This is a genomic window from Pseudoclavibacter sp. AY1F1 (assembly GCF_002931075.1).
Taxonomy (GTDB): Bacteria; Actinomycetota; Actinomycetes; order Actinomycetales; family Microbacteriaceae; genus Pseudoclavibacter.
Map to the genome: position 1 here is coordinate 55672 of NZ_PSTQ01000014.1, position 15775 is coordinate 71446.

General features: G+C 67.9%; 12 protein-coding genes and 3 tRNA genes. 9 read left to right on the forward strand and 6 right to left on the reverse strand.

Annotation, left to right across the window (positions count from 1 at the left end; translation table 11 throughout):
• The first annotated feature begins 167 nt into the window (after positions 1–167).
• Together C5B85_RS16600 and C5B85_RS16605 are read left to right on the forward strand one after the other, a co-directional pair.
• Positions 168–1715: an NCS2 family permease gene (locus C5B85_RS16600; RefSeq protein ID WP_104287121.1), complete on the forward strand. Its 1548-nt coding sequence runs from the start codon at positions 168–170 to the stop codon at positions 1713–1715.
• 79 nt (positions 1716–1794) lie between these two features.
• On the forward strand, positions 1795–3414 hold the full coding sequence (locus tag C5B85_RS16605) for a carboxylesterase/lipase family protein (RefSeq protein ID WP_104287122.1): 1620 nt from the start codon (positions 1795–1797) through the stop codon (positions 3412–3414).
• Between the two features lie 136 nt (positions 3415–3550).
• Here the strand turns inward: C5B85_RS16605 and C5B85_RS19625 are convergent, their stop codons facing one another.
• Both C5B85_RS19625 and C5B85_RS16615 read right to left on the reverse strand, forming a co-directional pair.
• A complete protein-coding gene (locus C5B85_RS19625) occupies positions 3551–4087 on the reverse strand; it encodes an NINE protein (protein ID WP_104287123.1) in 537 nt (178 codons plus the stop codon).
• 105 nt (positions 4088–4192) lie between these two features.
• Complete coding sequence (locus C5B85_RS16615; RefSeq protein ID WP_258070862.1) at positions 4193–5119, reverse strand: DUF368 domain-containing protein; 927 nt, start codon at positions 5117–5119, stop codon at positions 4193–4195.
• A 223-nt stretch (positions 5120–5342) separates the two neighbouring features.
• On the opposite strand from C5B85_RS16615, the gene C5B85_RS16620 reads away from it, so the two are divergent.
• Complete coding sequence (locus C5B85_RS16620) at positions 5343–7061, forward strand: molybdopterin-dependent oxidoreductase (protein WP_104287125.1); 1719 nt, start codon at positions 5343–5345, stop codon at positions 7059–7061.
• A gap of 216 nt (positions 7062–7277) precedes the next feature.
• Entirely contained in the window at positions 7278–7907 is a 630-nt protein-coding gene (locus tag C5B85_RS16625) for a hypothetical protein (protein ID WP_146077988.1), read from the forward strand.
• A gap of 100 nt (positions 7908–8007) precedes the next feature.
• Here C5B85_RS16625 and C5B85_RS16630 read toward each other — a convergent pair.
• From C5B85_RS16630 to C5B85_RS16640, 3 genes are all read right to left on the reverse strand, one after another.
• Positions 8008–8080: transfer RNA gene (locus tag C5B85_RS16630), tRNA-Phe, on the reverse strand.
• Between the two features lie 79 nt (positions 8081–8159).
• Positions 8160–8236, reverse strand: a tRNA-Asp gene (locus C5B85_RS16635).
• Positions 8237–8328: 92 nt separating this feature from the next.
• Positions 8329–8401, reverse strand: a tRNA-Glu gene (locus C5B85_RS16640).
• A gap of 360 nt (positions 8402–8761) precedes the next feature.
• Here C5B85_RS16640 and C5B85_RS16645 point away from each other — a divergent pair.
• A complete protein-coding gene (locus C5B85_RS16645; RefSeq protein WP_104287127.1) occupies positions 8762–10546 on the forward strand; it encodes a peptidoglycan DD-metalloendopeptidase family protein in 1785 nt (594 codons plus the stop codon).
• A gap of 314 nt (positions 10547–10860) precedes the next feature.
• Here C5B85_RS16645 and ppa read toward each other — a convergent pair whose 3' ends face one another.
• Positions 10861–11349 (reverse strand): inorganic diphosphatase, encoded by a 489-nt coding sequence (gene ppa / locus C5B85_RS16650; protein WP_068479635.1) that lies wholly within the window; start codon positions 11347–11349, stop codon positions 10861–10863.
• Between the two features lie 237 nt (positions 11350–11586).
• On the opposite strand from ppa, the gene C5B85_RS16655 reads away from it, so the two are divergent.
• From C5B85_RS16655 to ftsH, 4 genes are all read left to right on the forward strand, one after another.
• Positions 11587–11847: a PLDc N-terminal domain-containing protein gene (locus tag C5B85_RS16655; protein WP_104287155.1), complete on the forward strand. Its 261-nt coding sequence runs from the start codon at positions 11587–11589 to the stop codon at positions 11845–11847.
• Between the two features lie 95 nt (positions 11848–11942).
• Positions 11943–12971 (forward strand): tRNA lysidine(34) synthetase TilS, encoded by a 1029-nt coding sequence (gene tilS / locus C5B85_RS16660; RefSeq protein ID WP_104287128.1) that lies wholly within the window; start codon positions 11943–11945, stop codon positions 12969–12971.
• A 62-nt stretch (positions 12972–13033) separates the two neighbouring features.
• Entirely contained in the window at positions 13034–13591 is a 558-nt protein-coding gene (gene hpt / locus C5B85_RS16665) for a hypoxanthine phosphoribosyltransferase (protein WP_068479631.1), read from the forward strand.
• Positions 13592–13746: 155 nt separating this feature from the next.
• Positions 13747–15723 (forward strand): ATP-dependent zinc metalloprotease FtsH, encoded by a 1977-nt coding sequence (gene ftsH / locus C5B85_RS16670; protein ID WP_104287129.1) that lies wholly within the window; start codon positions 13747–13749, stop codon positions 15721–15723.
• Positions 15724–15775: the final 52 nt, after the last annotated feature.

The following is a 15775-nucleotide window of genomic DNA, read 5'->3' on the forward strand; positions in this document are numbered from 1 at the left end:
TCACCGAAGTTTGCGGGCCGACCGCGAGAGCACGCGCGCATCCGTGTGGAGGTGGCGCCGGGCCCGCGTCGAGGTCGGCCTCGAGGTCGTCGCAGAGCGGCAACGGGCACTGCGCGCGCTGGCTACGCTTGTCCCTGTACCGCGAGCAGCACGATCAGGGGAGCCGCATGAGCGACAGCCACGAGTCAGCAGTGGATCACGAACAGGCGGAAGGCGGCGACGGCGGGCACGTCGCCACTCCAACGCGTGCGACCCAGGTGGCGCCGACGAAGCGCGGCAGCGGCTCGACGTTCAAGGAGCGCCTCGACACGTTCTTCGAGATCACGCACCGTGGCTCGAACGTGCCGCGCGAGATCCGGGGCGGGCTCGTCACGTTCATGACGATGGCGTACATCGTCATCCTGAACCCCCTGATCCTCGGCGGATTCTCGCAGGACCAGGCGACGCTCGACGTCGAGGGCGGCTGGCTGCAGGCGTCGCAGGTGGCCGCGGTCACGGGCCTCACCGCCGGGGTCATGACGATCCTGTTCGGCGTCATCGTGAACCTCCCGTTCGGTCTCGCGGCGGGCCTCGGCATCAACTCGTTCCTCGCGGTCAACGTCGTGCAGCAGGTGACGTGGGCTGAGGCGATGGGGCTCGTGGTCATCAACGGCCTGGTCATCGTCGTCCTGTCGGCGACCCGCCTTCGCGAGATGATCTTCCACGCCGTGCCGCCGCAGCTGAAGACGGCGATCACGGTAGGCATCGGCCTGTTCCTGGCCTTCATCGGGCTCGTGGATGCGGGCTTCGTCACGTCCTCGGGGAACGCGTCGCCGCCCGTCCAGCTGGGGGTCGGCGGTTCGGTGACGACCGTTCCGACGCTCATCTTCGTGATCGGCCTCATCGTGATGGGTGTGCTCATGGCGCGCCGCGTGAAGGGTGCGCTGCTCATCGGCATCGTCGGCACCACGATCGTCGCGGTGGTCGTCGAGGCGATCATGAAGCTCGGACCGGCGTTCGAGAACGAGGGCGGATGGTCGCTCAACGTCCCGATGCTGCCGACGCAGATCGTCTCGGTGCCAGACCTCGGCCTCATCGGCGCGTTTAACTTCGGGGCGTTCGAGCGCATCGGCATTCTGGCCGGCGTGATGCTCGTCTTCACGCTGGTCTTCACGAACTTCTTCGACGCGGTCGGCTCGCTCACGGGCCTGACGCGTGAGGCTGGTCTGCAGGACAAGGAAGGCAACTTCCCTCGCCTCAAGTCGTCGCTGGTCGTCGAGGGCATCGGAGCCGTCGCGGGTGGGGCGACGTCGAGCTCGTCGAACACGATCTTCGTCGACTCTGCGGCGGGCGTCGGCGAAGGCGCCCGCACGGGTCTCGCGAGCGTCGTCACCGGCGTGATGTTCCTGCTGGCGATGTTCTTCACGCCGCTGACGCAGATCGTCCCGCTCGAGGTTGCGGCCGCCGCGCTTGTGGTTGTCGGTGTGCTGATGGTGTCGCAGGTGCGCGAGCTGAAGTGGGACGACTTCTCGGTCGCCCTCCCGGTCTTCCTGACGATCGTGATCATGCCGCTCACTTACTCGATCGCGAACGGCATCGGCGCCGGCTTCATCTCGTGGGTGCTCGTGCAGACCCTGACCGGCAAAGCGCGCAAGGTCTCGCCGCTCCTGTGGATCGTCGCCGTCGGCTTCCTCATCTACTTCGCCCGCGGCCCCATCGAGGGCATGTTCGCGTAGACGGCGGCACGCCGATGAGATGGGGCCGCGATGGGAAGCTGGTGACTCGAATCTCCCGCCGCTGACCTCGGAGCGTCCCATGCCCTCTGCTGAGCCTCCTGCGCCGACCCAGCCGCCCGCGCCTGCGCAGAAGCAGCATGCGCCGGCCCCTGCGCATCCGCTGGTCGAGACTCCGAACGGCACGCTCCGCGGCGACGTGGCCGGGCAGACCGAGCGTTGGCTGGGCATCCGCTACGCGGAGCGGCCGACCGCTGAGCTGCGCTGGCGGGCCCCCGTCCCGGTCTCGCCGTGGAGCGGGGTCGTTGATGCGCGCATCTCCGGTCCAATCGCCCCGCAGGCTCGCGTCAAGGCGATGGACGTCGGGGAGAACGCCCTCACCGACGAAGACTGCCTGTTCCTGAACGTGTGGAGACCGACCGCGACCGGGGCCCCCGAGGCCCCGCCGCGCGCCGTGATGGTGTGGGTGCACGGCGGCGCCTACGTGCTCGGCGGCACGACGCAACCGGTGTTCGACGGGGCGGCGCTCGCCGACCGCGGCGACATCATCGTCGTCACGCTCGGTTACCGGCTGGGCGGCCTCGGGTTCCTGGAGCTCTCGACGCTCGACGGTGCGGACGGGCACTTCGACTCGAACCTCGCGCTCCGAGACGTGCTGTGTGCCCTCGAATGGGTGCAGTCCAACATCGGCGCGTTTGGCGGCGACCCGGCGCGGGTGACCATCTTCGGGGAGTCGGCGGGCGCTGGCATCGTGTCGACGCTGCTCGCGACGCCATCGGCGAGCGGCCTGTTCTCGGCCGCGATCGTCGAGAGCTCACCAGCGACCAGCGTGTACGGGCTCGGGCGGGCGAAGATCGTCGCGGAGCGGTTCGTCGAAAAGCTGGGGATCACGCCGGACGGCTTGGCGGCGCTGCGCACCCTCCCCGTCTCGAGCATTGTGGAGACGTCCGGTGAGCTGTTCGCGGAGATCCCGACCGAGTTCCCCGGCACGCTCGCCTTCGCGCCCGTCGTCGACGGCGAGCTGGTGCCAGAGCATCCGGTTACTGTCCTCAGCGAGGGCCGCGGGCTGCCCGTGCCGCTCATCATCGGCACCAACCGCGATGAGGCGACGTTCTTCAAGCTCGCCAAGTCACCTTTGCTGCCGGTCGGTGAGAAAGCGCTGACGACGATGATCACCGAGATCGCCGCCGAGAACCCGTCGATCGACATGCCGGACAGGGAGCATATCCTCGACGCCTACGAGGGGGTCAGGCAGCGGATGGTCGGGCTCGGCATCGCGCGCGACGTCGGCTTCCGCATGCCGACAGTCTGGATCGCGGAAGGCCACGCGCGGATCGCACCGACCTACCTTTACCGGTTCGACTTCGCGACGCCCCTGCTCAAGGTGCTGCGACTCGGTGCCACGCACGGAACAGAGGTTGCGTCTGTGTGGGGCAACCTCGACACCGACCCTCGCGGTCTTGCCTACAAGCTCGGCGGACGCCGACAGGCCGGGGAGGTCTCCGACCGGATGCTCGCCCTCTGGACGTCGTTCGCCCGCGAAGGACAGCCCACCGACGCAGGCCTACCGGGGGCGGTGCTGTGGCCTGCGTTCGGTGAGGCCCGTTCGACGCTGGTCATTGACCACACCGATCGTGTGGTCGATGACCTCGACGCGGACCTGCGCACAGCCTGGGGCAATCGGGCCTTCTCGCTCAGCTGAGCTGAGCTGAGGAGCCCAGCGCGGCAGGCACGACCCAGACCCGTTAGCGGCCCGGCCGGCCCGGCCCGGCCCAGCTCAGCTCAGCCAGCCCAGACCGGCCCGGCCGTACTGCTGTTCCGCCGTGTTCCGAACGCGTCTAGTACTGGCCCGGGTACGGCCCGCCGCCGCCCGCCGGCCCGTATCCCGGGTTCGCTGCGTAGGCCCCGGCCCCGGCGAGGCGAGCGTTGGCCTCGCGCACGAACTGTGGGATGAGGAAGAGCTCGACGATGACCCACATGGCGACGCCGAAGACGAGCAGCAGCCCGATGCCGAGCCACGACGTCGCGAAGCCGACCAGGTAGAGCACAAGCTGCGTCACTGCGATGCCGGTGCGGCCGAGGTAGAAGTTGTGGATGCCGAGCCCGCCGAGGAAGATCGCGAGCACATACGTGATGCCGACTTCCTTGCCGCCGCTGACGACAACCGTCTGCTGGTACAGCACGGGCGCATTGGCGGCGGGCGCCTGGTTCGGGGCGTAGTGGCCCCACTGCGCTCCGTCCCAGTAGCGCTGTCTTCCTGTCGGGTCTGGGTACCAGCCAGCTGCGGGCGATGAGGGCGCGTTGGTCGCGTGCGACGAGCCGTAGGGGCCGTCGTCCGGTTGTGACGCGTATGGATCCGTTGGAACGAGGCTCATCGGGCACTTCCCTGCTGTCGAGTGGATGCGGAACTCATGCTAGCGAGCACGACCGACATTCGACGGGCCTGTGGGGATTCTCGGGACTGTGGGGTTCCCCCGGGGCTAGTGGTGCGGATGCGCGTCCTGGGCCTTCCGGAGTGCGCGGCGCACGAGCATCCACTCGGAGATGAGGAGCGCTGCGACGATCGCAGCGCCGAGCAGGAACCACAGGACCGGGCCGAGAACGTCACCCGACGCCCAGAGCAGTTCGCGGTCGTCGGTCTGCCACGGCCACAGGGCACGCAGCGATCCGGCCATGAGGCCCGTCATGAGTGCGAGCGTCACACGGCGGTGCTTCGAGAGGAGCCACAGCAGCACCTGCACGAAGAGGGCGAGGCCCGTGACGGCACCGACCGCGAACAGCGCGATGTAGCCGAAGTCGAGGGAGTTGAGGGCGCGCAGCGTCGGCTCGTACATGCCCGTCGTGACGAGCACAAACGAGCCGGAGACCCCGGGCAGCACCAGCGCGCAGATCGCGACGGCGGCCGACACGAAGATGGCGATGGGGGATGGGTCGGCGTCGTTCGCCGATGGGAGGCCCGTGAGCACGAAGCTCAGGACCGCGGCCGGCACGGCGATCGCGTAGTCGCGCAGCTGCCAGCGTGCCCCGAGCATCCGCGCGGGAACGATGAGCGACACGGCGATGAGCCCAGCGAAGAGGGCCCGCGATGGCATGGGGTGTGCCTCGATGAGGGGCGCGACGAGGCGGGCGGCGACGACGATCGCCGCGAGCATCCCGACGCCGATGGGGAGTACGACGCCCCACTTGACCTGCCCGAAGTGCTCGCGCGCCCGGGCGAGGCCGCGGCGTCGCACCGTGTCGACGGCTGCGCGCACCACACCCCGCACGAGGTGCCCCGCGGAGTCGATGAGGGTTTCGTAGACGCCGATCAGCAGCGCGATCGTGCCGCCGCTGACGCCCGGGATGATCTCCGACACGCCGATGAGTGCGCCCCGGAGGAGATTGACGAGGACGTTGAGCGCTGACAAGCCGGCCCTTCTCGGGCGCCGGGGTCGTGACGGCGCCGGATGCGCGTGCGCCCGGGGGAGGCGGCACAAAGCCCCCAGTCTGCCAGGCGGGGACAGCTGACGCACGTTGGCGTGGGTGTTTGGCCGCCCGCACGCGGGCGAGCCACTCCCCGTTTTCACAGTGGATTCACGCAATCCACCCGCACTCAGCCCGGCTGGGTTTCGCGCGCGTACCGTATCCGCCATGTCACCCGAACCCAGCACCGTAGCGGCAGAACCGCGACGCCGCAGTCTCCGCGGCGCAGCTCCCGCTGGCCTCGCCGGCCTCGGTGCGGCGGCGCTTGGCGTCGGTCTCGGCGAGCTCGCCGCCGCGTTCCTGCAGACGACGGCGAGCCCGATCGTCGCCGTCGGAGCCCTCCTCATCGACCTCGCTCCACCGTGGGCGAAGGATGCGGCGATCGCCCTCTTCGGGACGGCGGACAAGATCGCCCTGATCGCGCTTGTCGCCGTTGTGCTGCTTGTGGTCGCCGCGGTCGCCGGAGTGCTCGAGCGCCGTCGTCCGCCGTGGGGGCGGGTGCTCATCGGGCTCATCGCCGCGATCGGCGCGGTCGCCGTCGCCACACGTACCCCTTTCTCTCCGCTCGACACCGTGCCGCCGCTCCTCGCGATGGTCGTTGCCGTGCTGACGCTGCAGTTCCTCGCGAAGACGCTCGCGGAGGCCGAGCAGCGTGCGCGGCAGCGGGTGAGCGAGTCTGAGCTCGCCGCATCCCGGAGTTCGGCGATCGGCGCGACGAGCCGGGCCGCTGCGGCCGGCTCGCTGCAGCCCACTGAAGTCGCTGAAACCCCCGAAATCAAGGAGGCCGTGGCTGACCGCGAAGCCACCCCGCCCGTCGGCGTCGACCGCCGCCGCTTCCTGATCTACTCGGGAGCATCCCTTGTCGTCGGCGTGATCGCGGCCGCGTCCGGCGCAGCCCTTTCCGCCGGAACTCGCGCCGTCACGGCCGTCCGCGAGGCCATCGCCCTGCCCGCGGCCGCGCTCAAGGCCGCCGCTGTCCCCGCGGGCGCCCAGTTCGAGATCCCGGGCCTTGCGCCCGTCGTGACGCCGAACGCGGAGTTCTACCGCATCGACACCGCCCTGAGCGTGCCGCTCGTGAACCCGGAGGGCTGGTCGCTGCGCATCCACGGCCTTGTCGACAACGAGGTGACCATCACTTGGGACGAGCTGCTCGCCCTGCCGCTCGAGGAGAGCATCACGACCCTCATGTGCGTGTCGAACGAGGTCGGCGGCGGTCTCATCGGCAACGCGCTCTGGCTCGGCTACCCGCTGCGCGAGCTCCTCAAACGTGCCGGCCCGCAGGCGGACGCCGACATGGTGCTGTCGAAGTCGGCCGACGGCTGGACCGCCAGCACCCCGATCGGCGCGCTCACCGACGACCGCAACGCGATCCTCGCGGTCGGCATGAACGGCGAGCCACTGCCCGCCGAGCACGGCTTCCCCGTGCGGATGGTCGTGCCTGGCCTCTACGGGTACGTGTCGGCGACGAAATGGGTTGTCGACCTCGAGGTGACGCGCTTCGACCGCGTGAACGCGTACTGGACCGACCGTGGCTGGAGCGCCAAGGGGCCGATCAAGATCGGTTCGCGCATCGATGTGCCGAGCGGCGGCAGCCTCAACGCCGGGCCGACGACGATCGCCGGGTTCGCATGGCAGCAGCACACGGGCATCGAGGCCGTCGAGGTGCAGATCGACGACGGCGAATGGCAACCGACCGAGCTCGCAGCGCCCATTTCCGACGACACGTGGCTGCAGTGGAAGCTCGACTGGGACGCCCCCACCGGCGAGCACTCCGTGCGCGTGCGGGCCACCTCGAGCGACGGCGAAGTGCAGACAGATGCGCGCGCAAACGTCGTCCCCGACGGCGCTACCGGCCACCACGAGATCCAGGTCAACGTCACGGCGTAGGCCGGCCCGCCGCTCGCCGCCGCTCTCTTGACGCCGCGCCCGTGCCCCGCCTCCTGGACGTGCCCCGCCTCCCGGACGTGCCCCCGTATCCCAGCCCCAGCCCCCCAACCTCTTGGGAAAAGTGAGTGAGACGCATCCTCGTTTCGCGACGAACCTGCATCTTGCATACGGATGCGCCGCCGCGTCCCATGATCCGGTCCGGATACGCTGGTCGGGATGCCCCCACGTTCCCCCGAAGCGCGTCCCCATCCGTCGACTTTGCGCGATCTGCCGCGCGCCGCGTGGATCTCGGCGCGCGCATCCACGCCGAACAAGCCGCTGGCGGTGCTCTCGGTGTCGCTCTACGCGTTCTCGATCCTGCCGATGACGCTTCGAGGTGGGCTCTACCTCGATGAGTCGCGCACGGGAACAGTGCTGTTCGCGCGGCGCCGGCCGATCCGCGACGGCCTGGTCGTCGGTCTCGTGACTGCCGCGGCGTTTGCGCTGTGGGTCGCGAGCATCCTGATCTTGGATGCGCTGCTCATGCTGTTGCTCGGGATGCTCGTCTACGCGGCCTTCCTCGTCGGCGCCGTCATCGCCCTGGTGCAGCCGGGCGGGACGACACTTTCGGCGTCCGGGCCGGAGACCCCGAAGGGGGACAGGTGGATGGTCGCGGCTCTCGCGCAGCTCCCCGGCACGCGGCTGACGGCGGTCATGCTCGCGAGGCGCCTGATCGAGGACGCGCCGCCCGGCTCGATCATCGTCGCGGCCGCTGCAACGGATGCGCTGCTCGAGCGGTACGTGCGGGCGGGCTTCACGAAGGGCCGGGCTCGACGCGTCTACCGCGTGCTGCCGGGCGTGGCCTGAGCTGAGCAGCGCAACAGAGCACCAGCGGTCGGAGATGCGGGGCAGAAGGACCGCAGACGTAAAGAAACCCCTGTGCGTAGAAGCCGCACAAGGGTTTCAGTGGCTCCGACGGGCGTCGATCCCGTGACCTCACGATTTTCAGTCGTGCGCTCTACCAACTGAGCTACAGAGCCGGAGGCTGGTGCCTCTTGGCGACTCACTGATGTTCGTCGCCCTTGCAAATTGCCCTCTTCGAGAAGAGGGCAAGATGCTTGGCGACCCTGACGGGACTTGAACCCGCGACCTCCGCCGTGACAGGGCGGCGCGCTAACCAACTGCGCTACAGGGCCTAACTTTGGTGTTTCAGCCTGGGCTGATTCATCCGTATTCGATTGCGACAGTTCAATGTACAGCATCCCAGCACCTGGTGTTGTCACGACCGTGACCCCAACGGGATTCGAACCCGTGTTAACGCCGTGAAAGGGCGCCGTCCTAGGCCGCTAAACGATGGGGCCGAGTGCTTGTAGCTGACTTGACTACCGAGAGAAGAGCATAGGGGCGTTTTCCGATCACGGCAAATCCGGCGCGGCATCCGTGCGGCTTCGGCGTGTCGCGCCTCGACGGATGTGGTGCGAGCGCAGGCTTCCTCGTATCCGGATGCACCCCGCGAGGCGCGAGATTCCGGCCCACACGACGACCCGGTACAGGTTTCATCACCCGGGTCTCTGTGACGCGCTAGGCAGATGTTGACAAACTTGTTACTGTTTCTCGTGTTGTTGGTGTGAAACGAGTGACTGCAGTGGTAGATGCAGTCTCGCGTTGCCGCAGAGGCGTCCGCCTCGTTCCGCACCCGAGATTCACCACGAGGAGAGCGAATGCCCGCCACCAGGAGCCGAAAGCCCCTGCGACTCCGCGACCGCTGGCGTACCCCGCTCGTCGGTGCAGCATCCGCCGCCGTTCTGGCCGCGCTTGCGCTCTCCGCTGGTCCCGCATTCGCCGCGGATGACGACTACGCCACATGGGAGGACGTCGTCGCCGCCGAAGGCAACGTCGACCGCCAGGAATCGCTGATCGCCGAGATCGAGCAGCAGATCGCCGACCTCGACTCGAAGGTCACTGCCGCCGCGGCCCAGGCGAAGACCGCCGGCGAAGAGCACGGCAAAGCGCAGACCGCGTCGAGTGAGAAGTTCGCCGAGGTCACGATCCTGCAGGAGCAGGCGGATGCGGCCGAAGAGAAGGCCTCGACGTCTCGTGAGAAGGCAGGCCAACTGGCCGCCGCCATGAGCACCCGTGGAGCCGGCGACCCTAAGCTCGCGCTCTTCCTCAACCCGGGCGACGCCGACACGCTCCTCTACCAGCTCGGCACGATCAGCAAGCTCTCCGAGCAGACCGACGGCATCTACAACCAGGCCGTCACGGAGAAGAACACCGCAGACGTCCTCGGAACCCAGGCCACGACCGCGCACGACGAGCTCGCGAAGCTCGAAGCTGACGCGAAGACCAAGTTCGACGCCGCCCAGGCCGAACAGGTTGTCCTTCAGAACGAGAAGTACCTCGCCGACGACAAGAAGGCCGACCTCCAGGCCATGCTCGCGCCTCTCAAGGAGAAGCGCGACGTCACGGCCACCGATTACGCGGCCGGCGAGAAGCTTCGTCAGGACCAGGTCGCGCAGACCAACAAGGAGCGCGCCGAGGCTGCCGCCGCGTACCAGGAAGAGGCGTACAAGCAGGCTGTCGACGAGGCTGAGGCCGCCGGCGTGCAGGCCCCGCCGAAGCCCGACATCTCGACGGTCGTGCCCGAAGCCGCAGCACCGCTTGCTCCGACCGACCCCACGGACCCCTCGGTGGCACCAGAGTCGCTCCGACCGCCAGCACAGGTCGCTCCGCCCCGGCAGCCCTCGACGCCGCCGACAGCAACAGCTGACCCGACCGCGCCGGTAACGCCTCAGCAGCCGACCACACCTGCTGAGACGCCGGCCCCGAACCCGGACCCGGTGACGCCGGAGCCGACGACGGCGCCAGAGCCCACGACCGCTCCGGAGCCGACCACGGCACCCGAGCCGCAGCCGACGACCGAGCCCACGGTGGCGCCCGAGCCGGATCCCACGAAGCCTGACATCGAGATCCTCCCCGAGGAGCCGAAGAAGCCAGACATCGAGATCGAGCCGGAGCCCGAGCCCGAACCCGTGCCAGAGGTTGTCGCGCCCACAACGCCGGAGACCCCCAGCGGTGTGCTCGCCGGCTACTACGGACCGATCAGCAGTGGCGTCGTCACCGACGAATACGGCATGCGCCTCCACCCGATCTTCGGCACGTACCGCATGCACAACGGCCTTGACCTCGGCGTCAACGGCGGAACGTGCGGCGCCCCGCTCTACGCGGTGCACAGTGGCACGATCACATACGCCGGCTACAACGGTGGCTTCGGAAACCACGTTGTGCTCGACTTCGGCAACGGCACCCAGGTCTCCTACTCGCACATCATGGACGGCGGCATCAACGTCTACGTCGGCCAGACCGTGAATGCAGGCGATGTGCTCGCCTACGCCGGAACGACCGGTTCATCCACCGGCTGCCACCTTCACTTCGAGCTGAAGTACTGGGGCACGCTGATGGACCCGAAGCCGTGGCTCGCCTCAGCAGGCATCTACTACTACTGATTCTGATTCGCGCGCACGTCAGCTGACGTCAGCGCGAACGAAGGGCGGCTCCTCGCTTCGGCGGGGAGCCGCCCTTCTGCGTGCGACGTGGGTGGCGGTTGCCCGCACGACGCCCCCTTGCGCTTGATGTCTGTCCAACATCAGTGCGATTTCGCGCGATTCTGTGCTTTAGGGACTGCAGGGCCCTGATATTGCACTCATGTTGGACAGCGGCTGCCGCACCGGCGCACGAAGAAGCCCCGCATCCACCGCTGAACTCGTCAGGGGATGCGGGGCTTCGTCAGCCTGTCGCCGGTCGAGGCGGCGGACGGTGCCTATTCGGCGGGCTTGTACTGCGCGATGGAGCGCTCGATGATCGCCTCGGCGGCGGCTGCGTCGCCCCAGGCCTCGACCTTGACCCACTTGCCGGGCTCGAGGTCCTTGTAGTGCTCGAAGAAGTGCTTGAGCTGGTCCTTGGTGGAGTCGTCGACGTCGCCGAGGTCCTGGATCTTCGCCCAGCGGGGGTCCTTCGCGGGGACGCAGAGGATCTTGTCGTCTCCGCCTGCCTCGTCTGCCATGTTGAGCACGCCGACGGGGCGCACCTTGAGGCCGACGCCCGGGAAGAGCGGGTACTCGAGCAGCACGAGCGCGTCGAGGGGGTCGCCGTCGTCTGCGAGGGTGTGCTCGAAGAAGCCGTAGTCGACGGGGTACACGAACGGCGTGAAGAGCACGCGGTCGAGGAAGACGCGACCGGTCTCGTGGTCGACCTCGTACTTGTTGTGGCTTCCGCGCGGGATTTCGATGACGACGTCGTAGCTGCCCATGGCGCTCCTTCGTTGCGCCTGGTGGCGCTCATTCTGTGTGGCTTGTCGGCGGGGCCCGGTCTGGCGCTGCTCGCCGCACGAAACCGTTGGTTTCGTTCGGGTTCAGGGTAGTGGATGCGCCTCGGCTGGGGGTGCGGATGCTCTGGTTTCTGTCACCAGGGGCCTGGGCGTGCGGCGTGACTCGTCGTTTGACTCCGTGCTGTGTTCGCGGGGTGTTCCCGTGGCATGCTGGTCTGCATGCCTGATCTCAAGGAAGCGCTGCATGTCGACCCGTTCATCCCGCTCCGTGAGGGGACTGGTCAGGCGCTCCCGCACGCGTTGACGTTGGGGACGGCGTTGGTCGCCGGCGTGCAGTTCACGTTGCTCGGTGCGGCGCTCGTGAGCCTGCTGCGCCGCAAGCCGAGCCAGGTTCGGGGGTCGCGACTCGCGTGGGGTGCTTTCTCGCTGGTGAACTTCGTCGGCCCGATCTCGTACTTCCTTTTCGGCCGCAAGCGTTGAGGTTGCGCCCTTGCAGGGCCGTGCGCGTGGCTGTCATCGAGGGATGTTCCGGCTCTGAGCGTGACGGTTCGCGCGGGCGCGTTTAGGCTGTACCTGTGTCAGATCGCCCTCGCCTCACTCCAGCAGTCGCCGACCTTCGTCGAGCCGTCCGTGGTTCGCTCCTCGGGCGTGTGCAAAAGGGTGACCGAATTCTTGTTGCGCTGAGTGGCGGACCCGACTCGCTGGCTCTTGCTGCCGCCACGGTTTTCGAGGCGAAGCGCCTCGAGGTCGAGGCCGGTGCGATCATCATCGATCACGACCTGCAGGCGGGTTCTGCGAAGATCGCCGAGCACGCCGCCGAGCAGGCCGCTGAGCTTGGCCTCGCCCCAGTGAGCGTCGTGCGTGTGAACGTCGAAGACCTCGGTGCTGGCCCGGAGGCTTCCGCCCGTGTGGCCCGCTACGAGGCGATCGAGGCTGTGCGTGTCGAGACGGCAGCATCCTGGGTGCTTCTCGGGCACACGCTCGACGACCAGGCGGAGACGGTGCTGCTTGGCCTCGCGCGCGGTTCCGGCGCGAAGAGCCTGCACGGTATGGCTCCTGTCACGGGCACCCTGCTGCGCCCGCTGCTCGGCCTGCACCGCCAGGTGACGGTCCAGGCGTGCGAAGACCAGGGCCTGACGCCGTGGATCGACCCGCACAACAGCGACCCCGCGTACACGCGTGTCCGCGTGCGCGACACGGTGCTTCCGCTCCTCGAGAAGGAGCTCGGGCCTGGCATCTCGGAGGCGCTCGCCCGCACGGCGACAACCCTGCGCGAAGACTCCGAAACATTGGATGCGCTTGCCCTCGAGTGGGCGCACGAGATCGTCAACACAGATGCGGACGGCCGCATCTCCCTCGACGTCGGGGGAATCGTCGCGCAGCCTCCCGCGTTGCGCCAGCGCATCTGCCGCATCGTCGCCGAGCAGGGCTTCGGTGTCTCGCTCACGCGCCGCCACACGATGGCCGTCACGGCCCTCGCGACGGAGTGGCGCGGTCAGGGCCCAGTCGACCTGCCAGGTATTCGCGTCGAGCGTGAGAAGGGCCGCATCCTCTTCGGTGCGACGGCCTCAGCGCACGACGACCACCTCGACGAATCCGCCTAGCTTCACCCGTTCCACACACCACGCTCGATTTTTCGAGCGCTGAACCACCCCAGGGAGCCAGGATGCGCGCCACTGATATTCCGAACGACGTCCGCGAGGTCCTCATCACGGAGGAGGAGATCCAGGCGAAGCTCGCCGAGATCGCCCGCCAGATCGAGGTCGATTACGCTGAGTGCGAGCCGCTGCTCATCGGTGTGCTGAAGGGTGCGGTCATGGTCGTCTCCGACCTGTCGCGTGAGCTGACGATCCCGCTCAAGATGGACTGGATGGCCGTGAGCTCTTACGGTTCCGGTACTGAGTCGAGTGGTGTTGTGCGCATCCTGAAGGACTTGGACACCGATCTCACGGGCCGGCACGTGCTCATCGTCGAGGACATCATCGACTCTGGCCTGACGCTCTCGTGGCTCAAGAAGAACCTCGAGTCGCGCGGTCCCGCCTCCGTTGAGATCTGCACGCTGCTGCGCAAGCCCGAGCGCCTCAAGTCCGACGTCCCGGTTCGCTACGTCGGCTTCGACGTGCCCAACGAGTTCGTCGTGGGCTACGGCCTCGACTACGACGAGCAGTACCGCCACCTGCGCGACATCATCGTGCTGCAGCCGCACGTCTACGGCGGCGAGTAGGCCGGGCTTCAAGACCCGGTGCATCCGCGCGCCTTCAGCGAACACTGGACACCCGTGTCGGTGGTGCCGAGTAGCATGACTTTCGATTGCGCGCCCTGGTGCGCTGGCGAAGAACCGGCTGAAAGGCACCGAGCACGCCACTCGAGTCTCGACTTATGAAGCAAGTTACCAAGATCCTCAAGAGCCCGATCTTCATCGTGGTGCTCGCCGTGCTGGTCATCGGCCTCGGTTTCAGCCTGATCAACGGCAGTGGCACCCGCGAGGTGACGACGCAGCAGGGCCTCGAGCTCCTCCAGGACAAGAAGGCCGACAAGGTCGTCATCGTCAACGGTGACAACCGCGTTGATATGGAGCTGACGGCTGCCGACCCCGAGTACGGTCAGAACGTCCAGTTCTACTTCGTGGATGCGCGTGCCGCGGACGTCGTCTCGGCCGTTGACACGGCTGCTCCCGCCGGTGGCTACGACGACGACGTGCCCCAGCCGAGCTGGCTGCTTTCGGCCGTCAGCATCCTCTTCCCGCTGCTGCTCATCGGCTTCTTCATCTGGATCCTCTTCGCCGGCGGTCTTGGCGGCGGCGGTGGCCGTGGCGTCATGCAGTTCGGCAAGTCGAAGGCGAAGCTCGTCTCGAAGGAGAGCCCGCAGGTCACGTTCGACGACGTCGCGGGCGCCAATGAGGCGCTCGAGGAGCTGCAGGAGATCAAGGAGTTCCTCAAGGAGCCTGCGAAGTTCCAGGCAGTCGGCGCTCGTATCCCGAAGGGAGTGCTGCTGTACGGCCCTCCCGGAACGGGAAAGACGCTGCTCGCTCGCGCTGTCGCGGGTGAGGCCGGCGTGCCCTTCTACTCCATCTCCGGCTCCGACTTCGTCGAGATGTTCGTGGGTGTCGGCGCGAGCCGCGTGCGCGACCTGTTCGAGCAGGCGAAGCAGAACTCGCCCGCCATCATCTTCGTCGACGAGATCGACGCCGTCGGGCGTCACCGCGGTGTAGGCATCGGCGGCGGCAACGACGAGCGCGAGCAAACCCTCAACCAGCTTCTCGTCGAGATGGACGGCTTCGACGGCTCGACGAACGTCATCCTCATCGCCGCGACGAACCGTCCGGACGTGCTCGACCCTGCCCTGCTGCGTCCGGGCCGCTTCGACCGCCAGATCGGTGTCGACGCGCCCGACCTCGACGGCCGCGCCCGCATCCTCGCAGTGCACGCCAAGGGCAAGCCGCTGTCGCAGGACGTCGACCTGCGCGTCATCGCGCGCAAGACACCCGGCTTCACAGGTGCCGACCTCGCGAACGTGCTCAACGAGGCCGCCCTGCTCACAGCCCGCTCGAACGCGCAGATCATCGACAACGAAGCCCTCGACGAGGCGGTCGACCGTGTCATCGCCGGCCCTCAGCGTCGCAGCCGCGTCATGAACGACCAGGAGCGCCTCATCACGGCGTACCACGAGGGTGGCCACGCCCTCGCCGCCGCCGCGATGCGCCACACCGACCCGGTGACGAAGATCACGATCCTGCCGCGCGGTCGCGCCCTCGGCTACACGATGGTGCTCCCGCTCGAGGACAAGTACTCGGTCACCCGCAACGAGCTCCTCGACCAGCTGTCGTACGCCATGGGCGGCCGAGTCGCAGAGGAGATCGTCTTCCACGACCCGACGACCGGCGCCTCCAACGACATCGAGAAGGCCACGAAGACGGCTCGCAAGATGGTCACCGAGTACGGCATGACCGCGTCCGTCGGTTCCGTGAAGCTCGGGGAGTCGTCTGCTGAGACGGTCTACGGCCAGCAGGCGGGCGCGGGCCGCAACTATTCTGAGTCGGTCGCGGAGACCGTCGACCGCGAGGTGCGTCTGCTGATCGAACAGGCACACGACGAGGCGTGGAAGGTCATCAACGACAACCGCGACATCCTCGACCAGCTCGCGGCTGAGCTCCTCGAGAAGGAGACGCTTGACCACATCCGCCTGGATGAGATCTTCAAGCCTGTCCGCAAGCTCCCGGAGCGTCCGCAGTGGCTGTCGAGCCCGGATCGCCCCGTCAGCGCGCTGCCTCCCGTGCCGCTGAAGCCGCACATCCCGGTCGATCAGATGGACCCCATCGAGCACGCTCAGGACGGCGGCGCCGAGCTCGGCTTCTAGCCCCCCGACGCTCTCCGCTTCCATGCGAAGAATGCAGGCCTCCAGCAATGGG